The organism is Ktedonobacteraceae bacterium (assembly GCA_035653615.1).
In the GTDB taxonomy this organism is placed as follows: domain Bacteria; phylum Chloroflexota; class Ktedonobacteria; order Ktedonobacterales; family Ktedonobacteraceae; genus DASRBN01.
The window spans coordinates 12,553-34,601 of record DASRBN010000024.1; the positions used below are offsets into that span (position 1 = coordinate 12,553).

The following is a 22,049-nucleotide window of genomic DNA, read 5'->3' on the forward strand; positions in this document are numbered from 1 at the left end:
AAATTACTGCTCTTCATACATCCTATACATACTTCCCGCGCTCTCCCGCATCATTGCCACCAGTTCCGGCGGCTCCAGCGCCCGCACCTGCTCGCCGTAGCCTGATAGCAGGCGCCTGGCCCACCAGAGCGAGCGCGCGGTTCCCTCCACAATTGCCCCGCCGTCGTTCTCTAACATCGTGACTTGCTGGTCGCGCAGGCGGGCGCTCAGGCTGCCATGGCGGGCCAGCATGGGTGAGACCCAGTAGCGTATCCTCACACCGGGGCGGCGGCGATTCCCCGGCAAAAAGCGATCCTTGTCGAGAGAGAGCGAGCCGGGCTGGATGCGATCCACACGATAATCCAGAAAGGTATTCAGGTCGCGCACGTAGGCCGTGAAGTACCAGTGACCATCGCGATATTCGAGCTCGTATGGCTCTACTCGTTCATGTGTTACCGTTTCCCCCGCCAGCGGAGTGTAGGCAAACGAAACATACGCGCCATCTTCCAGCGCCTGGTCTAACGCCAGGATGATCTCGGTATGCCGGCTGTAATCCACGACCGGCGATAATGGCAGTTGCACCGGGTGCGCGCGGCGCTTGCGCTTCTGTTGCACCAGCCGGCGGCTTTTCTCGCTGAATAGCCACTCCCAGCGCCTCAACAAATGCTGCACGGCCCCGGCATACGGCGTGCCGGGCGAAAATCCCTCCTGCAGGGCCGCGAAAGCTCGCGCCTCCTCCTCGCTGATATCTATCGCGAACAGCGAACGTTCCAGGCCAAAGGTACCCTTTTCACGGTCATAGCTGATCGCCATGAAGCCCCGCTGCTGCTGACCGGCGCACCATTCGTCCAATCCCTCACTATCCGGTTCCGGCAATTCCTCGACATAGCAGCCGGTAAGCGTTGCCAGGTCACGGTACAGCGCCGGGACGGGCGTCTCTCCATAGAACGAGGAAAGCTTTTTGATGATCTCCTCTTTTGACAGGCGCTGCGGCCAGTAGGTGTGAAACAATACGGCCAGCAGCACTGTGCGCCATGCCTTGTCCCTGCTTGCGCGTTTACCTCTCGCGAACCGCTCGCTCGAAGCCTCCCTGTCCATATTGCGACCTTTCCAGAAGAGCAGGTGAAGTGTTCACCTTGAAATTTGCCGGAAGCTATTCTTTCAAGACTGCATCTCTTTGAGCTATTTCCCTTACCCCTGTGACATCTCAAGCATACCATAAACACTGCAACAAAATCTGTTTTTAGCAACTGAATTTGCATATACTGTTTTTTCGTGCTGAAATACACAAGGGATAGACTAGCCCTTTTTAGCTATCGCGCCTGGGGGCGGATATTCACCTACACCACAAACAACAGCTCTTCCTCCGGCGGCGGGCCACCAACCGTTTCAACGCGCGCTACACAGTTCGCGCACAAGGGATAAAAGCGCACGCTGTCCTCCTGTGGAACCAGGTGTTCCGCCAGCTTTGAACGCAGCAGGATGAGCTGCTTTTTGGTCAGGAAGCACTCGAACAGCGAGTATTGCGTCCACTTGCCAAAGCCCAGCAGGGTTTTATGAATGCGCGTGCGCCGGCGGTCGTCTGGAATATCGTAGGCGACGACGTAGCAGGTCACATCATCGCTCACTTTTGCGCTGTTTTTCATGTTGATTTCCTCTCCCGATCTCCATCGTTGAGCGGTGCCGATAATGAACTTTGCCAATCCAAAACGCTCATACAAGCGGCCCCAACCGTGTCATTCTTCGCTGCGCTCAGAATGACACGGTTGGAGTGGCTCGGATCGCCGATTTGGTCGTGAAACTTCATAATCGGCGGCGAGCGCGATCCATCGACCCCGACGGATTATCTGACCACGAATGGTGGATATTCGTTGATTTCGCCGGTCAGAAATTTGGCCACGAGCCGCGTCTGCAATTCGATGCAGCGCCGGTAGGTTACCTGGTAGCCGAAGATGGGATGCTGGATTTCTTCGCGCATGCGCTCCTCAAACTGCGTGAAGAAGATCTTGCGCTTCTCGTCCTTGAGGCGGTACGCGCCTAATTCAACCACGAAGTCGTTTGCTGTCAACATGCGCTTGTTGAGCAGGCTCAGCACCACGGAATCGACGATGATCGGGCGAAATTCTTCCATGATATCCAGCGCCAGGGCGGGACGGCCATAGAAGGAACTGTGCAGGTAGCCAACGAAATGATCGAAGCCGACCAGTTGGACGGCGCTGGCAACCTGGTTAGTGAGCATGGCATAGCCGAAACTGAGCAGCGCGTTCACCGGATCGGTGGGCGGGCGCTTGATACGCTTCTCGAAAGGCCATTGCTCCGGGTCCGACAGCAGCTTGCCGAAACACTGGAAATAGGCCGCGCTGCCCGCCCCTTCCATGCCAAGGATCGATTCGAGAGGCGTTCCCTCGACCCGATTGTCGCCAGTAGCCAGCGCGCGAGTTGAGGTCGCCGTATCTACCGGTAACGCGTGCAGTTGAGAAAGCAGACCGGCAATCTGGTCGATGGCCTGGCTCATTTCGCTATCGGACTGGCGACGATTGTAGCGTTGCAGCATCGTGCGTTGATTCGAGAGCTTGCCGATCACAAAGCGTCGCGCCAGCTCGCAGCGCCGCGCCATATCGTTATGCGCGCGGTACTGCGCCATACGCAAAATCGCGTTCTTTGAGAGCGACGGTGAAAGGCGGCCCTTGAATTTACCAAAATGGGTCAGGAAGTTGATCTCGATGTTGTGGTCCAGCAATAAGTGGAGCGCCGAGGCCGTTAATGTCACCTCGCCCATTACCACGACATCATCGATTTTCACCAGCGGAATGCGTTCATTGCGGGCAGGCGCAGGGGCCATGCCGTCTTTCCCGCGCCTCTCAGGAATCTGTACCAGCAGGCAATCTTCGGTATCGCGGCGCACCAGGGCGCGGTTTTCTGTCAGGTAGAGTGTTGGCATGTGCGTATTCCTTTCTTTTCTTTTTGTGGCTTTTTGGCTGGAATTACGAGCGGGTTCTCGCTTGCAACATCCTGACTTCCTCCGGCATGCAGAGGGGCTGGAGACTGCATTTGGGGCAGCGCGCAGTCAGCGGGCCGTCGAGCGGCGGTGGCACTGTCTCCTGGGTCGAGAGCGCGAAAGCGCGCGCGATTGTATTGAGGGTTTGCTGGCGCAGTTCTGGCGTGAAGTCGATCTGCACGCGCCGCCGCGAGCCGATGTAGTAGATGTAGCCGTGAGAAATTGGCGCTTTGCCCGCCTGCCTTTCCTCGAGGCACAGCGCCTGAGCGCAGAGTTGTATTGAGTCGTTGAGCCATTGCCCCTGCCGTCCATGTTTGTATTCAACCGGAACCAGCATGCCATCTTGTTCCTCGATCACGTCGGCAAAGCCGGAGAGGTGCAGCGATTCGCTGAACAGGTATAGATGCGTCGTCTGTATTTCGCCCTCGCGCGTGGTTTCTTTCCCATGCTGGTGTACGTGCTCGTGCTGCAACGTGCCTTCGAGCACGTATTCGTTGACCAGCATATCGCACTGGACATACTCGTAGTAAAAACGGCGCGGGCAGTATTGCAGGGTATTGAGAGACGAGATCGAGACAGAATCAGGCGCCATCCGGGTGGTCATAAGGAAACCTCCGTTGTTTAGAATAGTGAAATTGAATAAGATTTCTGCTTATCACTCCACCATGCGCAGCTTGCATGGTGTTGGATCGATATTGAGCAGCAAGGGGCGGGCGAAGCTGCTCATGGCGACGATGGCCTGGCCGGGCGCCAGGTTGGGAAGCCGCATCCAGAGCGAATCATCGACGACGCCGAGCGAGCGTTTCAGGCGGCTGATGACGTTGGCATCGCTGATCTTGTGCAGGATGTAATTGTTGATCAATCCAAGCACCTCGTCGGGCAGGTGCTGCGGCAACTGCGTGACGAAGGCGAGGCCAAGCCAGCGTTTGCGACCGCGCCGGGCAATACGCGCGACCTGCTGGTAGAGAACGGGCATCTGCGCGATGCGCTCCCGTGAAAGAAATTCGTGCGCTTCCTCGATAATCACCATCGTGCGCGGCAGAGCCTTGCCCTCGTTTTTTTCGGCCTCGACATAGTTTTCATCCTGGGCCTCGAGCAGGCCGCGCAGGAACTCGGCGATCACCAGGTTGTTGACTACCGGCATATCCGTATCGCTCAGGTCGATAATACTTACTTTGCCTGGTTTCGTGAGGTCTCTATAGTTGAGCGCCTGCGCCCTGTCATTGTCAAAAATCTTCAGGCGCATGATCTGGCCTATCTTTCCCTGCACAACGCGCCAGCTCGACGCGTGGTCAATCCCCGTGGCCGTCTCTTTTTTAAGGACCGTATTCACCTGGTCTTTGTAACGCTGGAAATCCGCACTCTGAAAACGAAATTCAGGCCCGCCCGAATCTGCCGATTTCTTATCACCGGCAGCGATTTCCGCGCAGGCGCGTACCACATCGTACATATGCTCGATCTTCATGCGCGGATAGCCCGTCTCCATCTCGTCTACTTCGTACACGCGCTGCTTTTCAGCGTCATTGGATGGGAATATTCGCAGCGTCCACAGGATACGCTTTGCGATATCATAGGCTTTTTGATAGCGCTGCTGCTGGGCCTCGTTCAATTCGAGCATTCCCATCACCAGGTAGGGCGAGAGCCGGGAAAATTGCAGCGAGAACGCTGTTATGCGATTTTTGTCCGGGCAGGTCGTTTCGCGTCCGATCAGGTGATAAACGGCTACATTCTGCACGCCACGCGGCGCTTTTCCACGCTTCTCAAGCGCGGTGAGCATGGTATGATCCTGCGTCGGTTGGTAAATCTCGGTATATTCGCCCTCGGTATCGATCAGAATCGTAGCGATTCCGGCCTGCTGGAAGCTGCTGACGAGCGAGGAAACGGTGGTCGATTTGCCGCCGCCGGTCGTTCCCAGGATGCCGAGGTGGCGCGGCAAGACCGATTTCTTATCAGAGGGAATGGCGGCTGTGATCTGCTCGTAGCCAACCGGCACACCAAGCGGTATGTCACCGTCCAGTCGCAGCGTGCGCGATGTCTCGTCCATATCCAGCACGAAGACGGGGCTATTGGGCAATGGGCGTAGTCGCGGCGGAATCAATACGCCATCCAGCTCCTCACCAAGCAGCTCAACCTGCACGCGACCATGATAGCGCGGCATGAAGATACCCCCACGCACCGCCGTTGTAATCATGATCGGCGCGTCACCACGCAGCCCATCCGGCTCGGCAAATGGCCCCTTGACGACGATGCCCAGGTACGTGCGTTTATCGGTAACGCTGCGAATGCGTATCAACGCCTGCGAGGGCGCCTTGGGAATATCATCCCTCGGCAATAGAATAGTGATGGTGTTATCCTCGCTTGATGGCAGGTCGAACATCGTGCGCCCTATCGCGGTGCTGTATTCGGGCGGTTCATTGTATGCCCCACCGGCCTCTGCGCTATCCGCGCGCAGTTGCTCAAATACTTCATCAGGAAGCGGCAGGTGCATCCTGGTGCCGGAATTGTGGTTATCCATCATGAGGAGTGCCTCCTTCTTATCTCGTCTCGCGCTCTCCAAGGTAGCGGAATGGCTCGCCGGCCTCGGCATAGGCCTGCTGGATCATGCTTTGAAATGTACCTGCGCCAAAGGTGGAGCGGCAGATCATATCCGCCAGGTCGATCAGCATTGGAAAGCCGCGATGTTCTTGCAGCACGCTATCGGCCATTACAATCAGGGCCGCCAGGTGCGCGCAATCGCGATGCGCGTAAAACATGCGCACCGGCGCCTGGGCCGATGCCCTGTACACGCCGATCACGATTTGCGGCCCCAGTTCCTCCACGAACTCCCGCACACGCGCCTTCAGCCCTGTCTGCACGGGCAGGTTCCCGCTCGCGATATCGCGCATCGATTGCAGCGGCGTGTCGACCAGCGCGAATTCAAGCGGGTCGAGCGCATCGCCCAGCGTAAGCCAGACACGATCAGCGGGCGCGCTTACCACAAACACCCAGCGTTTATGCTCCATCAGCAGTCCGCGCCACATCTTCATACTGTATTCCAGCAGCGGCATCTGTTTGTTGATGACCAGCCCTCCTCCGGTCAGCAATTCATAAGGCACAGGATGTCCGTGGCCCATACGCCATACCGCCTGCGATTTATGCAGCAGGATAGCGCGTTCCGCGTAAATCATGATGCCGCGCTGGGTGAAATCGCTGAGCCGGTCGCGCGTGCTTTGTGTCGCGTCGGTGCTGTCGCGCTTCCTGCGCTGTTCGAGCAAAGCGATGGCTTCATTAATCGGATCAACGCCGCCCATACGCAGGTCGCGGCGATACAGGCGATGCAACCAGGTACCCGCGTCCCCCTGGTACGAGACAAGCGAAACGCCTATCTGCGCCAGCGTAATCGGCAGCGTATCGTGAATCGTACTCGTCCCATCGCACGCCTCGACGCCGCCATTGAAGAGTAGCCCACGGTGAATCTGCTCGATGGTTGATACATCGACCTTGTAACACCCGGCATTTTCAGGCGCCTGTGGATGTTTGAAGGCCTTCGGGAACAGCTCCGAGCGGATTCGTTCGCGAATTCTTCCACCCTGCTTTACCGCGTCCGCGACCTCGCGCTCGAGTTTCGCGTACATATCCGCGAGATCTTCTCCCAGTCGCCAGGTATCGATATCGAGCGTTTGATCCACCGATTCCCCGAAGGCCGCCTGGAACTCGTCGCCTCTCATTGCCAGGGCATGATCCTGACCGGCATCATCCGGCGGATGTTTGTCAGCTGCCTGGTCGTTTTGCATCGCAATCTTCTTCTTCTTACCCTACCCCATGCTCTCTCTATACTACATTCCCGACTCCTGTGTTTATTTTGACACAAATATTAGAAAATTTCATCCCCTGTTGCAAAAAGCCAGTCATGCACACCCGATTCTCCTAGTTGTGCAAGGATATAACGGGCATAAGCATCCGCAATCGCCGCCGGTAAACCATATGTGCCCAGTAACTGCTGCGTTAAAAAGGACAGCCGCCTGTTAAAACCACGCGGAGCTGCCGGCGTACCCATCATCTCCTGCAAGGATGAGGCGGGCGCGAGCAATTCCAGGGCAAGACGGTCGGCGCGATTCTCGACATCAAGTACAATCGACTCCGGCAGGCCATCGTCTGGCCGCTCCATGAAATGACTCATTGTGCCCAGCGAAACATTGCTGAGAACGGCGTGGACGCGTTCCGATATCGTGGGCGGGCGGTCGCCATTCAACACGGGCAGAATGGAAGGCCCAAGAATCATGACCGCCCGCCGGCGCGGAGCCTGGTAATCGAGCAAGAAATGCGCCAGTTCGTGCGCCAGGGTGAAACGCTGCTCATCTTCGGAGTCGCCGGCATCGTAAAAAATAGTCCCTTTATCTCTATCGGCCAGCAGGCACCCGTGCAGGCGGCGATTATGCCCTGGCATGGAATAGGCAATGCCCACTTTCTGTGTCCATTCCAGCACATCGGCAACGCGCAATCCGGGAACACCGTATAGCTCAAGCGGCATCGTCAGCGTGATCGCCATTTTGATATCGCAGGGATAGCCGGGCGCTTCTCCCGCGAGCGCCCAGAATTCCTGCGCCGTATTCTCGATGAGAAAAGCGCTATTCATCACCTGGCCCGGCCTCATCTTCTTCATTGTCATCTTCATAATCGCGCGCGGCCAGCAATGCTGGCAGCGTAGCATTCTGCCTGGAACTGAGCGCCTCTCGCGACTCGGCAGCGCGGATCAGCAGCGCCAGTTGTATCGCATCGGCACCAATATAGCTGGCGATGCGCTCAACGTCCTGGCGAAAATGAGGAGCCGGTCGCGGGCGCTCGCAGAGAGCCAGCTTTGGCAGCGCCTCAATATCGCATCCCAACTTAGCCGCGAGCTGCTGATCATCCAGCCCCTCCTGCTCTGAATAGAGAGCAAGCGGCCCGGCCAGCAAATTGGGGCGTCCTTGTGCAAGCAATGCCAGGCGCTCGAGAGATGGATGTTTGGAATTCATGAAAGTTTCCCTCCTGTACGTTGAAGCTCTTGTTTGACGTGGCGGCGTAATCGCTTCGTGATGCGATTTTTTGCCAGTTGAACCTGTTTGAGACGCTCATCTTCGGGCTGGTCACTGAGTCCCAATGCGCGAGCATATGGCTCTGGCGAGCGAATCCCATTCATGAGCAGGGTCACGATTCGACGTTCGATGGCATCGGGAAATGCCTGGCTGATGATCTGCATAAGCGCTTCCGCCTCCAACAGCCCCTCTACCATATCCGCGATTCCCAGGCTACCGGCAATGTCCTGCTCTTGAAAACTGGGATCGAAGATGGATACCTGGCGCTTTGTGGTACGATGTTCTTTGGCCCGCGCATTGAGGAAATCACGATAGGCGGCCATAACCAGGTAACTATGCAAACCGGCACGCGCCGGATCATAGCTTTCCGGCTTATCATGATAATCCAGTAGCGCCTGGCCGACGGCCTCTTCAACAAGCGCGGAATCCGCATAGCTGCCCGCGCGCCTGCCTACATCCTGCACGAGTGAAGCATAGAATGCCTCGGCAAGCTGCGCAAAGGCAACCGGGTCATCCCTGGCGAGAATTCGTTGGTGAAAGTCATATTCTTGTGCTGTTGCTTTCATGTTACTAGTGACTCCTTGTCGCTATGATTATTCTGCTATATGTTGTTCCCATAGCAGAGCCGGCTTTGGACAAAACGACGAAAAATTTCATCTTTTCTTGAACACCAGCACATACTCTTCGGGATAGGCGCGCACATCGCTTTGCGCGGTCGAGGAGAAACGCCCGGACTTTTTATCGCGCGTACTCACCAGCACGCGCGCAGGCACCTTGCGTACAATCCTGCGTTCCAGGTCCAGTCCAACCTGGGCGGCCATCTCACAGAGTCCCTGCGCGGTCGGAATAGTAATACCACGGCGATAAGAATCGCCAACAACCAGCACCAGGTACTTGCCAGGAATAGTGACCCGCGCCATCTCGCCCATGGCAAGAGACATATCTTGAAAATAGTGTTGCAGGGCGCGCACCTCGCGATGCACCGTCTGCGTCAACGATCCGCTTGCCAGCAGTGACAGTTCGGCCAGCGCCGCATCGACACTGGTCGAACCGGTTTGCAGCAAGGTAAACTGTTTCGACGACGCGCGATGAGAAACGCCTTTCGAGCCAATCCATGCTTCCTCTCCAGCAGGAACAATACCATATCGCTCGAACCAGAGCTGCGTGAGCTGGTGAATCTCTTTGTATTCGTAGCAGGTAGCATAGGGCGGGCTGGTAACAAGCAGGTCAAGCGAGGCATCAGGCAAGCTAAGTTGCCGCACATCTTCATGCGCAATACGGCAGCGATCTCCTATTGCAACCGGGTCGAGTCCGCGTTGCTCGATATCCTGCCAGTAGAGGCGATTGCGCTTCAGCATATCGCGTACCTGCCTGCGAAACTCATCGGCGGGGTCGCCCAGCACTTTATGAACATCTTTCTGTGCCTTGGTGCTGCCACTGAGCCAGGTGGAACAGCGCCGCAAAATATTGGAAAAGCCGCACAGGAAGAACGCGCGCGCGTCGCCCTCGCTATACAAAAGAATGCGTTGCAGAATAGCCGCGAGGCTCTCGCGATACGGCAATGGAAACCAGTAGGTGAGGCGTTCTTCTGCGCTGGCATGAGCGCTATCAATAGCCTTGATCGCCTCGATTTCAGAATCTGTCAAATGCCGCCTGCCAATGCGAGGAACCCCGTCAAGCTGAGCCTCAAGCGCTGTCCAGGCCGTCAAAAGGTTAGAAGGAACAAGCGGGCGACATTTAGCGCGGCTGATGAGCAGGGCAACCGCGTTGATATCCGCGCCCCAGAAACGCCTGCCAGCGCGCAGGGCCTCGATTCCGGTCGTCCCTGAACCAACAAACGGGTCGCCGACAAGCTCGCCAGGAGCAGAATAGGCTTCGATGAGCCGTCGCACGAGTTGCGGAATGAATTTGGCGGGATAGCGATGATAGCCATGCGGCCCCCACAAGGTCTCCTCGCGCGTCAAATGCGCGAAAGACCAGTCTTCTTCTGAGGGATCTTCTTGATTGTCAAATAAGGGATAGCTCTCTCCGGTAAGATACACTTTTTGCGCCATAGCCATGCACTCACCCCTTTTTTATGCATAGTGTACAAAAGCTCAGGCGCATTGGCAAGATATCAATTGACAGCGGATGAGTTTCTGCTTACCCCACCGCCGCCATATCTGCCCGCATCTGCTCCAGGTGGGCAATCAGATGCCCGGTCACAAATTCCTCGATGAACCAGTCGAGGGATTTCTCGCCATAGCGCACATGCACACCCGTCAATTGCAGGTCGCTATCCTTCAAATTGTCCAATACTTCTTGCAGGCGCGCATAGGCGGGGGGCAACAGGGTTTTGATCTGTTGCAGGCTATCGTGGCTATGCTCTTCGATGGCGCGCAGGCGGCCCTCGTGTTGCATCGTGCGCCCAAAATTCTGCCCTGGATGGGCTACCAGCTTCTCGATCTCGTTGGCCCAGTAGGGCATGAATTCAACAATATGCGCCAGGTTTTGCATGATCGACCATTCGTTTTCCGCCGGCGCTTGATAGAGTTTTGTCGAGTCTAATTGGGCCAGTGGGCCGTCAATAAGCCGATTGAGTTCGTCGTAGGAATGCTGCACGCTGAGGCGAATGGCCTCTACCTGTGGATTGGCTGGTGATGTAGTCATGTCTTTGCCCCTTTACTTACAGGTTGTTTTCTTCCATTATGCTATAGAAATCGGCAAACAACAACCGCAAAGGAGTTTCCACGATGTATATTCCCACCTTTACTGATGTCCTGCTGGCGCAACGCCGCATTCGCCCCTATTTGCCGCGCACACCCTTGCACAGCTACCCGGCCATGAATGCCCTGCTCAACGCCGGGGTCTATATCAAGCATGAGAACTATCAACCGGTCGGAGCATTCAAGGTGCGCGGTGGAATCAACCTCATCTCGCAACTGACGCCCGAAGAGCGCGAACGAGGCGTGATCGCGGCCTCTACCGGCAACCACGGGCAATCGGTTGCCTATGCCGCGCGGCTATTCGATGTCCAGGCGCGTATTGTCGTGCCCGAAAAGGCGAATCCCGGCAAGGTGGCCGCGATGCAGGGCATGGGAGCCGAAGTCATCTTCTACGGCGCGACTTTCGACGAGGCCAAACAGCATTGCGAGGCGCTGGCGCGGGAATATGGCTATCGCTACATTCACTCCGGCGACGAACCGATGCTGATTGCCGGTGTTGCCACGGAAGTGCTGGAGATGCTGGAAGATGAGCCGGAATTAGAGGTAATCATCGTACCCATCGGCGGTGGTAGTGGCGCTGCCGGAGCCTGTATCGCGGCACAGGCCATCAATCCGGCCATTCGCGTGATAGGCGTGCAATCGGAAGCATCTCCGGCGGCCTACGAATCGTGGCGGCAGCGCCGCCTGGTGAATGCGCCCAATCGCACATTGGCCGAGGGCCTGGCAACGGGCACACCTTTTGAGCTACCCCAGCAGATCATGCAGCAATTGCTGCACGAATTCTTGCTGGTGACAGAAAATGAGATCATGCAGGCAATGGTCTGGATGATCGAGCGGGCGCACACGCTAGCCGAAGGCGCGGGAGCCGCGTCTCTGGCAGCCGCCTACAAGCTGCGCGAAGAACTGCAAGGCAAAAAAATCGGCCTGGTCTGTTCCGGTGGCAACACCTCGCTGGAACACCTGAGGAAAGCCCTGGGAGTGCTGTAGGGACAGGGACAGGCCGCTGTCCCTATAGGTCGCCCTCCATCCAGCTTTGCACCACATCCCAAAAGCACAACCGTGGTTAAGAAATGGTTGAGTTTTTGGGATTTTGGTACTATTTTTCACCCCTTACTGTTCCAAAATTTGACGAACCACAGTCTATTCCTGTAGAGTCATCAGAAAGCTATGACGAAAACTGTAGTAGACAAGACTAGTAAGAGGTAGGATATGCCGCAATTCCGCCCATTTGCACCATTTCCGGAAACAAATGGAGTTGGCTTGATAGAAAAGCCAGAGGAAGAAAACATTCCAGCTTACCCGACCGTTAGTCCCAGAGAGAGCGACTTCAAAGGTCCCACCCCTATCACTACCATTAGATGGGATGAGGGCGACCACAAGGGTTCCACCCCCACCACTGCTCCTCTCCCGCCCCTACTGAATTTGTTCCCAGGACAAGTTGCAGAAACCGGTACTCGCACTACCGAAGATCTCAAACCTGTTTCAGATACAGCCCCGTCAACCGGCCCAATATCTCTTACGAGCGCTTTGAAGGCCACGATGCCGGCTGATAAAGCCGCTCAAAAGCGCATCGTGATTATCCCTGGCACAATGAAAAGCAGGGTGTCCAATGCGACTGATGCGCCGGCAAAACGTAAGAATTCGCGGCTCCGCAATGGCATCATCCTGGCCGTGATGGGAGTTATCCTGGTCACCACGCTGCTGTCATTGACTCCCCTGGCTTCCGGTCAGGGCGCGACTCCACCGCTGATCCGCTTCGGAATCTGGGTGCAATCGCAGGTGGCGAACTGGCAGATTATTTCTCACGACAACACGCCGCCTGTTGCTCAAGATAATCCTCCTCAGATACAAGCTCCCCCTCAGATGCAATTGCCGAAGAGCCAGTATATTGCCATCGCGCAACAGGACGCGATAAACGCGGGCATCTCCCCCGATTATTTTGTGCGGCAGATCAACCAGGAGAGCGGTTTTAATCCCAACGCCTATTCCCCCTCCGGGGCCGAGGGCATCGCCCAGTTCATGCCTGCGACAGCCAGGGGACTCGGTATCGATCCCTGGGATCCTATCCAGGCATTGCGCGCTGCCGCCAACGTAATGGCCGGTTATGACCATCGATATGGCGGCAATTACGCCATGGCCCTGGCCGCCTACAATGCAGGTTCAGGCACCGTTCAATGGGCCGTTCAGAACTGCGGCTCGAACTGGATGAGCTGCCTGCCCGCGCAGACACAAAATTATATCTATGTCATCATGGGGATATGAATCAGTAGTGCGTCAAGATTATTGAAAGGGATATAGCCCAGGAAGATAGTTCCAAAGCAGGTGAGAAGCAAAATCCAATTGCGCCCGCGAAAGAAGACAACGAGTAACAGGATGGGATAGATTTTTGTCAGTGTTGCCATACCAATCAAAAATCCGGTCAGGACCTGCCCTTTGCGTCCATCCGTGCCAAAGATGGTCGCGCTCAACGCCACCAGCACCGTAAATAGAATAACCAGTACATCAAGATGGCCCTCAATGGCGAATTCAACAATCGGAAGCGGGCACCATGCATAGATAACGACCCGCCGTGCATCCAGCCCTTTCTTTGCAAGCAGCCATGCCAGCGCCCCGCAGGTTACCATGTCACATAGAACGAACAACGCTTTTAGCCCCAACAGGTTGGTTGAGGAAAGCAAGTATCCCACCACAAAAAATAGCTCGGCTCCTGGCGGATATTTGGTAGGCGTATTGCGGAAGCTTTCAACTTGACAATCCTCCTTGCTATACCATACAATTTGATATATCCATATGGAGATATGAGAGTCACCGATGTGCATCTCAAAAGGAGCGTCACCATGACTACGACCGCCCTACGCAGCGAAGAGGACGTACTGAATCGCATCCACAAGCAGCAGTTGATCGAGTCCATCGACCAGATGAGTCCTGTCTACCTGGAAGGAATGAAGCGCATTCTTACCGTCTCCGCCGATACGGAATTGATCAGCGCACCCGCATATTACCACGCCGCCGTGCATGCCCCATCCCTTAACACCTTTGGTACCGCCGTCTCAATTATACAGGATGAATTGGGACACGCGCACATCGCCTACCGGTTAATGCGCGATCTAGGGGTGGACACCGAAGCATTGATCTTTGAGCGCGACCCCCGTAATTTCAAGTACCCATATGCATTTGACGTTCCGCTGGATAGCTGGGTGGAACTGGTCGTCGCCAACGCCTTCTACGACCGCGCCGGCTATACCCTGCTCGGCGATGTCTATCAAAGTACCACTTTTGGCCCCTGGAAGCGCGCGCTGGTGAAGGTAGACAAGGAAGAGACGTTCCACCTGCGCCATGGCGAGCAGGGCATGCGCAGGATCAACCAGGACCGCGCCGGACACGAGGAGCTGCAAAAGGCTGTGGACTGGATGTTCCTGCTGACCGTCGAATGGTTCGGCCTGCCCGACGACCTCAAGAAGCATAGTGAGCAACTCGATTACGGCTTCAAGGGCCATAGCAACGACGAATTGCGCCAGATCTGGATGTCTACCGCCGTACCGCTGTGCAACGAACTGCAACTGAAGGTTCCCGCGCACTACGACGAAGAGCAGAAAAAATATGTCATCGATTGTCCGTTCCCGGCACATTTCGATGCGAAGGCCAAGCACTGGCTGCTCGAAGATGGTCCCTGCACCTGGGACGACGTGATGAAACGCTGGAAGGCGCGCGGCCCCAAGAACGAGGAATTTGTCGGCATGGTGCAGCGCGGCAAACGCGAGATGCTGCGCCTGTTGGAGCAGGATTGAATCATGGCGACTACGTATCCATCACTTGAAACCCACCCGCAAAACGATACGTCATGTCCCGCCCTGTGGGACGCGCTACGCGATGTAGAGGACCCGGAGATCCCCATCAGCGTGGTCGATATGGGCCTGATTGTCGATATAAAGCAGCAAGACGGCATTGTTGCCCTTAAGCTGACCTTTACAGCAATGGGATGCCCGGCGATGGACTTCATTATGGACGATATTCGCACGCGCCTGCTGCGCGAACCGGGCGTGCGTGAAGTGCGTATCGAGACCGTCTGGGACCCCGTCTGGACCAAGGCGCGACTCAGCGAAGAGGGAATAGATATCCTGAGAACGTGGGGGATTGCGACATGAATACAACAACGACCGAAACGGCGCCATCTCCGGCGACCAGGCGCCAGGCATTAAACGAAACACAGGTCTGGCAAGTCTACGCGCGCCGCAAATACGATGAGCCACTGCACGAAATCGGCAACGTAATGGCCGATGACGTAGAACTGGCCAAAGTCTACGCGCGCAGTATTTACGACGAGTTCAGCTGGATCGAGATGGTGCTTGTACCGCGCAATTGCATTGTTACCGTGATCGAATCGTGATCGATTGTAAGGGCCTCAGCCATGTCATTCTGAGCGAGAGCGAAGAATCCGGGTGCGACGAGGCACAATCGGGAAGCAACTGCTGGTCGTGTCATTCTGAGCGAGAGCGAAGAATCCGGGTGCGACGAGGCAGAGATTCTTCGCTCTCGCTCAGAATGACATGGCCAGGCATCTCGGATTACCGATCTTGATTGTAAAAACCCATTATCGGCCAAAAGGAACAAAAACATATGTCCAACACACGCATAGACAACGCGGCGCTATTCGCCATCCTATCATCCCTGGCCGACAACAAACAGGCCATCGGGCGGCGCTATGCCTACTGGTGCAACGGCGCTCCGGCATTGGAAGCTGCCGTCGCCGCCGCCGCCATGACACAGGACGAATTGGGGCACGCGCGCACGCTCTATCCACTGCTCGAAGACTTCAAGCAGGCCGAAGCCGATCCCGCCCAGATCGAGCCAATGACGCGCACGCTCAACTACCACCTTGCCTATCTCGACCACGACTTCTCGGGCTGGGCCGACTTCGTCGCCACCAACTTCCTGCTGGATAACGCGCTCACAACGTTCTTTGAGTCCGCCGAGAACTCGACATACGAGCCGCTACGCCAGCGTTCGCGTAAAATCGTGCAGGAAGAGCGCCTGCACCAGATGCACGCCGAGGGCTGGGTGCGCCGCCTGGCGAAAACCGGGGGCGCTGTACGGGCGGCGCTCGCCAACTCGCTCGCGCGCCTGTGGGATGAGACGCTGTGCTGGTTCGGCCCCAACGACGATCCCAATATGCAGCAACTCTACCATGAGGGGATTATCGACGCGACCCCCGATGAGTTGCGCAGTCGCTACCTGCAAAAGATCATGCCCACGTTAAGCGGCCTGGAAATGGACGTACCCGTTTCCTTCGACGCGACAACCAAACGCTGGGAACCCAACCGGCCACTACCCTGGCAGGAATGGGATGCTACAAGCAGGCGGCTGCCCGCGCAGGATACCGCGAAGGTGAGTTGAGATGGGATATAATACAAACAACCTGGATGGGGCTGCGAAAAAGGCCGTGGTAGTCTGCCCTTTTTGCGGCTCAACTGATACCGAGCTATTCTCGCTGTTCGGCCAGCAATTGCTGACTGTACAATATTATTGTAACACGTGTCATACCCCTTTTGAATGTATCAAGGATGATGACATCCTGGACGCCTATGCAAGAGGAAAGGAAGAGCGATCATGACAACAACAACTGAACGAACGCTGGTCAATTATACGGTAACCGATGGCATTGCCATTATCGAGTTGACGAACCCGCCCGCCAACACCTACAGCTACGAGATGATGCGCCAGCTGGACGAGGCTATTTTGCAGGCGCGTTTTGATGAAAATGTGCATGTATTGTTGCTGCGCGGGGCAGGCGAAAAGTTCTTCTGCGCCGGCGCTGAAATCTCCATGCTGAACTCAGTATCCCCAACCTTCAAATACTATTTCTGCCTGCACGCCAACGAGACGTTGCTGCGGCTGGAGCAGACGCCCAAGCTGGTCATCGCCGCGCTCAACGGGCATACGGTTGGCGGCGGCCTGGAGATCGCGCTGGCCTGCGATATTCGCATCGCGCGCCGCGATGCCGGAAAGGTTGGCCTGCCGGAGATCAATCTTGGTGTGCTTCCCGGCACCGGTGGCACGCAGCGCCTGGCACGCGCCCTGCCCAAGAACAAGGCCATCGAAATGATGACCGAGGGCAAGCTGATCAGCTTTGAGGAAGCCCAGGAACTCGGCCTCATCAACTACATCTACGATTCCGAGGGCTACTGGGACAAAGTCATGGAGTACGCGCGCGGCTTCTGCCCACCCAATAAAGCATCGAAGACCGTCGGTCGCATCAAGCGATCCGTGCAATCCGGAGCCGAGGTTTCGCTTTCCGAAGCCCTGGCCATCGAGCGCGAGTTGCAACAGCTCTGCTTCCAGAGCGAGGATGCCAAAGAGGGTCTCGCGGCCTATACCGGGAAACGCCAGGGGAAGTTCGCGGGTAAGTAGTTTTGCTGATCGACGCTTATCATGACCCTGAGGAGCGTGATAAGCGTCGATCACAAAATACCAGTAGGTAGTATGTATGCCCGACTTGCATATTCGTCGTCACAACAACATACTCTGGCTGATTCTTGACCGGCCCCCGCTCAACATTCTCTCTATCGAGATGCTGGATCACCTGACGGCGGCCATGCGGCAGGCCATCAAGAACGCGCCGGGGTTAATCGTCATCACGGGGGCGGGCGAGCGTGCTTTCTGCGCCGGGGTTGATATACACGATCACCTGTACGGGCGCGAAAAAGAGATGCTGCGCGCCGTGTACGATAATTGCGCGGCCTTTGAAGAATTGCGTGCGCAACATATTCCTACCGTGGCGCTGGTAAAAGGTCACGCGCTCGGCGGGGGTTGCGAATTAGCCGCTCTATGTGATACCGTGATTGCCCGCGAAGACGCGACTTTCGGCCTGCCGGAGATCAAACTTGGCGTCTTTCCACCGGTGGCTGCCGCCTATTTCCCCTCATTGATCGGTCGCGTTGCCACAATGCGCCTGATGCTGACGGGCGAGACCCTTTCTGCTGACGAGGCATTGCGCCTTGGCCTTGCCCATCAAGTCCTCTCCTCGCGCCGCTTCCTTCCCGATGCTGAAGAACTCCTTACCATGCTGGCAACCCCGAACATGAACGGGCTGGTACGTTCATAGTTTGTAGAAACAGGAGCCAGGGCAACCGCAAGAATGCGAGCGGGAACTTTTCTCTCCTGGCAAACGTTCAGAAAGTAGTTTCAATCACTCAACGGATTGAGAAAAGGACCTGGCGCCTGCCGCTCTTATGAGCGACCGGAAGCACCCAAACCTGAAAAGGTCAAACGCAAATACACCTGGAAATAAGGACGATAGCGAGGTAAGGAGTTACTCTAATGCGTACATTGCAGATATCGAAACGGAAATCGTTGCTTATGGTTGTTTCGCTCGTCATAGTAATGACGTTCATCCTCTCGGCCTGTGGCGCCACGGCAGGGGCGGGATCAGGGTCCGGCTCAAGCGGGAGCTCGCCAACGCCAACCCCTACCGCCAGTGGCACGGGCGGCACAGCTGATGGATGCCCCAGCAGCGCCACCGTGAGTTCTAAGCCAAAACCCAATGTCACAGTAAATCTCAAGGATATGAATTCCACGGTGACCGCGCATGTTGCCGATATCATCGAAGTCGATCTGCCGTTCGGGCAGATGTGGCAAGGCCCGGCCACTGTACCGAGCAATTTGACGCTGCAACAGCCCGCCGGATACGCACAGTCGGCCAGCAAGGTCTGCGTCTGGCAATTCACCGCTCAGAACGCCGGCACTGCCCAATTAATATTCGCCGGCAGGGCCATCTGTAAGAAAGGCCAGGCCTGCCCGCAATACGTGATGCAGGTGCCATTTACAATAGATGTGAAGTAAGACTCATCCGGCTTTGGGGACAATACGAAGCGGCCTGGTGGCGAACGCGCTGTCAGGCCGCTTCGTATTCTTCCTGAACTTGCTCAGGCCTTGATCTTCGCGTTTTTCGGGTCATACAACGGCTCTTTCATCACCGTTGCCCCGTATCTCACTCCGAACAACTGCACTTCTACCCTGGTTCCCGCCGACGCGTACTCGACGGGCAAATAGCCATAGGCGATACTTTCCCTGATAGTATAGCCATAGCCGGCGCTCGTCACGCGTCCCAGCACCCGCTCTCCATCGACCTCTAAAAATGGCTCGCCTCCCAGGGCCACGGCTCTGGGATCGTCAAGCACCAGGCAGCACAGCTTGCGTGTCACACCCTGCGCCTTGATGCGTTCTAAAGCCGCTCTGCCGAGGAAATCGCCTTTCGCCAGCTTGACGGCGAAACCAAGCCCCGCCTCATAAGGGTTGTATTCCGAATGAATATCGGTGCTCCAGTAGCGATAGCCCTTCTCCAGGCGCAGCGATTCGATGGCGCGGTAGCCCGCCGCGACGATGCCCAATGGTTGCCCGGCCTCCCAGAGCGTATCCCAGAGTTTGAGGCCATATTCCATAGGAGCGTAGATTTCCCAGCCGAGTTCGCCCACGTAGGTAACGCGCAGAGCCAGGGCCGGAATATCGCCTATCGCCACCTGCCGGGCCGTCAGATAGGGAAAGCCTTCATTGGAGAAATCGTCTTCACTGACCTGCTGAATCAGGTCGCGCGCTCGCGGTCCCCACACGCCAATGCAGCAGCGGCTGGAAGTAATATCGTTGACATATACCGAGCCATCAGCAGGCATCTGGCTGCGAATCCAGGCGAGATCGTGGTTGCCAAAAGCGGTGCCGGTAATGATCTGGAAACGGTCAGGAGCCAGGCGCGTGACGGTCAGATCGCACTCTATGCCGCCGTGTTTGTTCAGCATCGAGGTGTAGGTGATGGCTCCCACCGGCTGATCCACCTGGTTACCGGTAATATATTGCAGGAAGGCCAGCGATCCGGGGCCGATTACCTCTATTTTGCTGAAAGAGGTCTCGTCGAATAGCGCGACACGCTCGCGTGTTGCCACGTGTTCCGCGCCAATAGCAGGCGACCAGTAGCGAGCGGCCCACCCATAGGGCACGGGCCAGTTCTCGCCTTCAGCAAGGCGTTCGTTGGGCGCGAACCAGTTGGGCCGTTCCCAACCGACTTTCTCGCCAAAGACCGCGCCCAATTCCTCAAGCCGGTTGTAGACAGGACTGAGACGCAGCTTGCGCGCGCTGCCGCGTTCCTGGGCGGGATAGCTGATATCGTAATAGGTGCTGTACACCTCGCGAACGCGGGTCGCGATGTAGCGGCGGCTGGCGGTATAGGCTCCAAAACGACGCCAATCCATGTGCCAGAGATCAAGGCCCGGCTCGCTATCAACAATCCACCCGGCAATCATCTTGCCGACTCCCCCGGCCCCCGAAACGCCATGCGCGCAAAAACCACAGGCCGCCCACAAACCGCGCACTTCTGGCGACTCGCCGAGAATAAATTCTCCATCCGGCGTAAACGATTCCAGGCCGTTTACTCGCCTCGCCAGTTCCACATGCTTTAAAGCAGGAATGCGCTCGACACAGCCCTTCATCAAGCTGGCGAAACGCGGTGGGTCGAACTCGAGGATGGTCGGATTGGGAGTACCGGGAATGGCATCGACAGCGAGCGCTGCCGGATTGCGTTCGTAGCCGCCCAGTACCAGACTCTGCCCGTCCTGCCGGAAATAGACCAGTTTGTCGGGGTCGCGCAAATTGGGGATGGTAGTGTCTCCGGCCAGTTCGGGCAGCGGAGCGGTCATGACGTACTGGTGCTGCATGGGAATAAGCGGAATGGCGATGCCGGCCATGCGTCCGATGCGCGGCGACCAGATGCCGGCGGCAATCACCACAATCTCGCTGCGAACGCGACCGCGCGAAGTCTGAACGGCCTGCACGCGCCCATTCACTACCTCGATTCCGGTCACGCGGGTATCCGCGTAGAAGCTAGCTCCACGCTGCCGGGCAATATTCGCCATCGCCTGGGCCAGCACAGGCGCCTTCGCGGAGCCATCGCTAGGAAGATAAAGAGCGCCCTCGACTCCTTCCAGACTCATCAGTGGAAACAATCTTTTCGCTTCACCCGGACTAATCAACTCGGCTTCCAGGCCAACACTTTTCGCGAATCCGACCTGTCGTCGGAGTTCTTCCATACGTTCTTTAGAGGATGCCAGGCGCAGGCTGCCCACCGAGAAATAACCGGGATTGCCATCGACCGCGAGTTGCTTGTAAAGCGAAACGCTATAGACCAGCATTTTTGTCAGGCTGACGGAAGAGCGCAGTTGACCCACAAGCCCTGGCGCGTGCGAAGTGGTGCCACCAATCAGCGGCCCCTGTTCAAGCACAACGATGTCACGCCATCCCAGTTCCGTGAGGTGATACGCAATACTCGAACCCGCGATGCCGCTGCCAATAATGACTACGCTGGCCTGCTCGTGCATAAAGAAGTCTCCTGTGATGAATATGTCAATCTCCATCTCCTACATCGCGCAGCCATTCTTCAAACGGCGACGTTTCGACGTTATGCAGGAAACGGTTGAGGTGATGATAGGCGTATGCTTTGTAATCAAAGTCCAGCTCGGAAATGCCCAGTTGCAAAAATCCCCAGAACGATTCGCGCAAATCCGAAGCGAGGCGCATGAGGTGCAGATGAGCCAGGTCCACGGGACGCACTTCACCAAAGTATGAGCGCAGCAGTAGCTCGCATTGTTCCTCGTTCAACGACTGGTTGACGGAAAAGTTGCCCAGGTCGAAGAACATATCCCCCATCGCCGCGTATTCCCAATCGAGTATCCAGATACGCTGCCCATCATCGATAAAATTGCTGGCCAGCAGGTCATTATGGCATGGCTTCGGCTCAAAGGTGCTCCCTGGCGCCTGTTCAATGCGTGCCATCAACGCGAAAACCTGGGGCAGCATGTCTGGAAACGAGACGCCATATTCGAGCGCCAGCTTATGGTAGTTACGCACGGTCTCGAAAGGCGAGAACGTGCCAGGGAAAGCAGGCCCGGCATGGTAGCGTTTCATGGCATCGACGATGCGACGCAGCACCGGGGGTCGGGCCGCGGCTTCCGGCGTCAGGACATCGCCATCAATGAAGCGTGTTACCAGCACCTCTTCAGACGCGAGAAAATGAACTACTGGCGCTCCGACACCAAGTGAAGCAGCAATCGCCGTAGAGACGCTCTCACGCTCGCGGTCGATGCCAAGCAGGTGCGTCCCTTTGCCACCGATGCGCAGCACAAACGTTTCACCGCCGGTATCCACGCGATAATTCTGGTTCGTGATGCCGCCCGGCAGCGGAGTTACCTGGATATCTGAAGCATTCCAGCCCGGCACCTGGCTTATAATGCGCTTAAGGCGTGAATCCATACAGTCCTTTCCTGGAAAGGC

Annotated in this window: 24 protein-coding genes; 10 read left to right on the top strand and 14 right to left on the bottom strand. The window is 56.6% G+C overall.

Going from position 1 to position 22,049, the window contains the following annotated elements; translation table 11 throughout:
• Window positions 1-3 precede the first annotated feature (3 nt).
• The 11 genes from VFA09_12460 to VFA09_12510 all read right to left on the bottom strand — a co-directional run bounded on the left by VFA09_12460 (window position 4) and on the right by VFA09_12510 (window position 10,680).
• Window positions 4-1,077, bottom strand: coding sequence for a WYL domain-containing protein (locus tag VFA09_12460; protein HZU68081.1), 1,074 nt, complete (start codon window positions 1,075-1,077; stop codon window positions 4-6).
• Between the two features lie 242 nt (window positions 1,078-1,319).
• Window positions 1,320-1,625: a CRISPR-associated endonuclease Cas2 gene (gene cas2, locus VFA09_12465; protein HZU68082.1), complete on the bottom strand. Its 306-nt coding sequence runs from the start codon at window positions 1,623-1,625 to the stop codon at window positions 1,320-1,322.
• 197 nt (window positions 1,626-1,822) lie between these two features.
• The gene (gene cas1d, locus VFA09_12470; GenBank protein ID HZU68083.1) at window positions 1,823-2,920 is read right to left on the bottom strand and encodes a type I-D CRISPR-associated endonuclease Cas1d; all 1,098 of its coding nucleotides are present in this window, start codon (window positions 2,918-2,920) and stop codon (window positions 1,823-1,825) included.
• Window positions 2,921-2,963: 43 nt separating this feature from the next.
• On the bottom strand, window positions 2,964-3,581 hold the full coding sequence (gene cas4 / locus VFA09_12475) for a CRISPR-associated protein Cas4 (GenBank protein HZU68084.1): 618 nt from the start codon (window positions 3,579-3,581) through the stop codon (window positions 2,964-2,966).
• A 51-nt stretch (window positions 3,582-3,632) separates the two neighbouring features.
• Complete coding sequence (locus VFA09_12480) at window positions 3,633-5,495, bottom strand: ATP-binding protein (GenBank protein ID HZU68085.1); 1,863 nt, start codon at window positions 5,493-5,495, stop codon at window positions 3,633-3,635.
• A 16-nt stretch (window positions 5,496-5,511) separates the two neighbouring features.
• Complete coding sequence (locus VFA09_12485) at window positions 5,512-6,750, bottom strand: hypothetical protein (GenBank protein ID HZU68086.1); 1,239 nt, start codon at window positions 6,748-6,750, stop codon at window positions 5,512-5,514.
• A gap of 80 nt (window positions 6,751-6,830) precedes the next feature.
• Window positions 6,831-7,619, bottom strand: coding sequence for an ImmA/IrrE family metallo-endopeptidase (locus VFA09_12490; GenBank protein HZU68087.1), 789 nt, complete (start codon window positions 7,617-7,619; stop codon window positions 6,831-6,833).
• Window positions 7,585-7,971 (bottom strand): hypothetical protein, encoded by a 387-nt coding sequence (locus VFA09_12495; protein ID HZU68088.1) that lies wholly within the window; start codon window positions 7,969-7,971, stop codon window positions 7,585-7,587. Before VFA09_12495 ends, VFA09_12490 begins: the two co-directional genes overlap by 35 nt.
• On the bottom strand, window positions 7,968-8,597 hold the full coding sequence (locus VFA09_12500; protein HZU68089.1) for a hypothetical protein: 630 nt from the start codon (window positions 8,595-8,597) through the stop codon (window positions 7,968-7,970). The genes VFA09_12495 and VFA09_12500 overlap by 4 nt, the downstream gene beginning before the upstream one ends.
• Before the next feature lie 87 nt (window positions 8,598-8,684).
• Window positions 8,685-10,091, bottom strand: coding sequence for a DNA methyltransferase (locus VFA09_12505; GenBank protein HZU68090.1), 1,407 nt, complete (start codon window positions 10,089-10,091; stop codon window positions 8,685-8,687).
• Between the two features lie 82 nt (window positions 10,092-10,173).
• Window positions 10,174-10,680, bottom strand: a complete 507-nt coding sequence (locus VFA09_12510; protein HZU68091.1) for a DinB family protein — start codon at window positions 10,678-10,680, stop codon at window positions 10,174-10,176.
• Between the two features lie 83 nt (window positions 10,681-10,763).
• On the opposite strand from VFA09_12510, the gene VFA09_12515 reads away from it, so the two are divergent.
• Both VFA09_12515 and VFA09_12520 read left to right on the top strand, forming a co-directional pair.
• Window positions 10,764-11,723, top strand: a complete 960-nt coding sequence (locus VFA09_12515) for a threonine/serine dehydratase (GenBank protein ID HZU68092.1) — start codon at window positions 10,764-10,766, stop codon at window positions 11,721-11,723.
• A 273-nt stretch (window positions 11,724-11,996) separates the two neighbouring features.
• Window positions 11,997-12,998 (top strand): transglycosylase SLT domain-containing protein, encoded by a 1,002-nt coding sequence (locus VFA09_12520; GenBank protein HZU68093.1) that lies wholly within the window; start codon window positions 11,997-11,999, stop codon window positions 12,996-12,998.
• Here the strand turns inward: VFA09_12520 and VFA09_12525 are convergent.
• A complete protein-coding gene (locus VFA09_12525; protein HZU68094.1) occupies window positions 12,977-13,555 on the bottom strand; it encodes a glycosyltransferase family 87 protein in 579 nt (192 codons plus the stop codon). The two genes, VFA09_12520 and VFA09_12525, sit on opposite strands and share 22 nt — an antisense overlap.
• An 18-nt stretch (window positions 13,556-13,573) precedes the next feature.
• On the opposite strand from VFA09_12525, the gene VFA09_12530 reads away from it, so the two are divergent.
• The 8 genes from VFA09_12530 (at window position 13,574) to VFA09_12565 (ending at window position 18,575) form a co-directional block, all read left to right on the top strand.
• On the top strand, window positions 13,574-14,524 hold the full coding sequence (locus tag VFA09_12530; GenBank protein ID HZU68095.1) for a Phenylacetic acid catabolic protein: 951 nt from the start codon (window positions 13,574-13,576) through the stop codon (window positions 14,522-14,524).
• Window positions 14,525-14,527: 3 nt separating this feature from the next.
• Window positions 14,528-14,881 carry a metal-sulfur cluster assembly factor gene (locus tag VFA09_12535; GenBank protein ID HZU68096.1) on the top strand — a complete coding sequence of 118 codons (354 nt, stop codon included), beginning with the start codon at window positions 14,528-14,530 and terminating at the stop codon, window positions 14,879-14,881.
• Entirely contained in the window at window positions 14,878-15,123 is a 246-nt protein-coding gene (locus tag VFA09_12540) for a hypothetical protein (protein ID HZU68097.1), read from the top strand. The genes VFA09_12535 and VFA09_12540 overlap by 4 nt, the downstream gene beginning before the upstream one ends.
• Window positions 15,124-15,353: 230 nt before the next feature.
• Window positions 15,354-16,130 carry a Phenylacetic acid catabolic protein gene (locus VFA09_12545; protein HZU68098.1) on the top strand — a complete coding sequence of 259 codons (777 nt, stop codon included), beginning with the start codon at window positions 15,354-15,356 and terminating at the stop codon, window positions 16,128-16,130.
• A gap of 1 nt (window position 16,131) precedes the next feature.
• A complete protein-coding gene (locus VFA09_12550; protein HZU68099.1) occupies window positions 16,132-16,347 on the top strand; it encodes a hypothetical protein in 216 nt (71 codons plus the stop codon).
• Window positions 16,344-17,144 carry an enoyl-CoA hydratase-related protein gene (locus VFA09_12555; protein HZU68100.1) on the top strand — a complete coding sequence of 267 codons (801 nt, stop codon included), beginning with the start codon at window positions 16,344-16,346 and terminating at the stop codon, window positions 17,142-17,144. Before VFA09_12550 ends, VFA09_12555 begins: the two co-directional genes overlap by 4 nt.
• Window positions 17,145-17,220: 76 nt before the next feature.
• Window positions 17,221-17,838, top strand: a complete 618-nt coding sequence (locus VFA09_12560; protein HZU68101.1) for an enoyl-CoA hydratase/isomerase family protein — start codon at window positions 17,221-17,223, stop codon at window positions 17,836-17,838.
• Window positions 17,839-18,053: 215 nt separating this feature from the next.
• Window positions 18,054-18,575 (top strand): hypothetical protein, encoded by a 522-nt coding sequence (locus VFA09_12565; GenBank protein ID HZU68102.1) that lies wholly within the window; start codon window positions 18,054-18,056, stop codon window positions 18,573-18,575.
• 83 nt (window positions 18,576-18,658) lie between these two features.
• Here the strand turns inward: VFA09_12565 and VFA09_12570 are convergent, their stop codons facing one another.
• Together VFA09_12570 and VFA09_12575 are read right to left on the bottom strand one after the other, a co-directional pair.
• Window positions 18,659-21,097 (bottom strand): FAD-dependent oxidoreductase, encoded by a 2,439-nt coding sequence (locus VFA09_12570; protein HZU68103.1) that lies wholly within the window; start codon window positions 21,095-21,097, stop codon window positions 18,659-18,661.
• A gap of 25 nt (window positions 21,098-21,122) precedes the next feature.
• Entirely contained in the window at window positions 21,123-22,028 is a 906-nt protein-coding gene (locus VFA09_12575) for a choline/ethanolamine kinase family protein (GenBank protein ID HZU68104.1), read from the bottom strand.
• Window positions 22,029-22,049 lie beyond the last annotated feature (21 nt).

Bases quoted from the DNA above. Each gene is read 5' to 3' on its own strand.
- VFA09_12460 (HZU68081.1), bottom strand. From the start codon at position 1,077: ATGGACAGGGAGGCTTCGAGCGAGCGGTTCGCGAGAGGTAAACGCGCA.
- cas2 (HZU68082.1), bottom strand. From the start codon at position 1,625: ATGAAAAACAGCGCAAAAGTGAGCGATGATGTGACCTGCTACGTCGTC.
- cas1d (HZU68083.1), bottom strand. From the start codon at position 2,920: ATGCCAACACTCTACCTGACAGAAAACCGCGCCCTGGTGCGCCGCGAT.
- cas4 (HZU68084.1), bottom strand. From the start codon at position 3,581: ATGACCACCCGGATGGCGCCTGATTCTGTCTCGATCTCGTCTCTCAAT.
- VFA09_12480 (HZU68085.1), bottom strand. From the start codon at position 5,495: ATGATGGATAACCACAATTCCGGCACCAGGATGCACCTGCCGCTTCCT.
- VFA09_12485 (HZU68086.1), bottom strand. From the start codon at position 6,750: ATGCAAAACGACCAGGCAGCTGACAAACATCCGCCGGATGATGCCGGT.
- VFA09_12490 (HZU68087.1), bottom strand. From the start codon at position 7,619: ATGAAGAAGATGAGGCCGGGCCAGGTGATGAATAGCGCTTTTCTCATC.
- VFA09_12495 (HZU68088.1), bottom strand. From the start codon at position 7,971: ATGAATTCCAAACATCCATCTCTCGAGCGCCTGGCATTGCTTGCACAA.
- VFA09_12500 (HZU68089.1), bottom strand. From the start codon at position 8,597: ATGAAAGCAACAGCACAAGAATATGACTTTCACCAACGAATTCTCGCC.
- VFA09_12505 (HZU68090.1), bottom strand. From the start codon at position 10,091: ATGGCTATGGCGCAAAAAGTGTATCTTACCGGAGAGAGCTATCCCTTA.
- VFA09_12510 (HZU68091.1), bottom strand. From the start codon at position 10,680: ATGACTACATCACCAGCCAATCCACAGGTAGAGGCCATTCGCCTCAGC.
- VFA09_12515 (HZU68092.1), top strand. From the start codon at position 10,764: ATGTATATTCCCACCTTTACTGATGTCCTGCTGGCGCAACGCCGCATT.
- VFA09_12525 (HZU68094.1), bottom strand. From the start codon at position 13,555: ATGCACATCGGTGACTCTCATATCTCCATATGGATATATCAAATTGTA.
- VFA09_12530 (HZU68095.1), top strand. From the start codon at position 13,574: ATGACTACGACCGCCCTACGCAGCGAAGAGGACGTACTGAATCGCATC.
- VFA09_12535 (HZU68096.1), top strand. From the start codon at position 14,528: ATGGCGACTACGTATCCATCACTTGAAACCCACCCGCAAAACGATACG.
- VFA09_12540 (HZU68097.1), top strand. From the start codon at position 14,878: ATGAATACAACAACGACCGAAACGGCGCCATCTCCGGCGACCAGGCGC.
- VFA09_12545 (HZU68098.1), top strand. From the start codon at position 15,354: ATGTCCAACACACGCATAGACAACGCGGCGCTATTCGCCATCCTATCA.
- VFA09_12550 (HZU68099.1), top strand. From the start codon at position 16,132: ATGGGATATAATACAAACAACCTGGATGGGGCTGCGAAAAAGGCCGTG.
- VFA09_12555 (HZU68100.1), top strand. From the start codon at position 16,344: ATGACAACAACAACTGAACGAACGCTGGTCAATTATACGGTAACCGAT.
- VFA09_12560 (HZU68101.1), top strand. From the start codon at position 17,221: ATGCCCGACTTGCATATTCGTCGTCACAACAACATACTCTGGCTGATT.
- VFA09_12565 (HZU68102.1), top strand. From the start codon at position 18,054: ATGCGTACATTGCAGATATCGAAACGGAAATCGTTGCTTATGGTTGTT.
- VFA09_12570 (HZU68103.1), bottom strand. From the start codon at position 21,097: ATGCACGAGCAGGCCAGCGTAGTCATTATTGGCAGCGGCATCGCGGGT.
- VFA09_12575 (HZU68104.1), bottom strand. From the start codon at position 22,028: ATGGATTCACGCCTTAAGCGCATTATAAGCCAGGTGCCGGGCTGGAAT.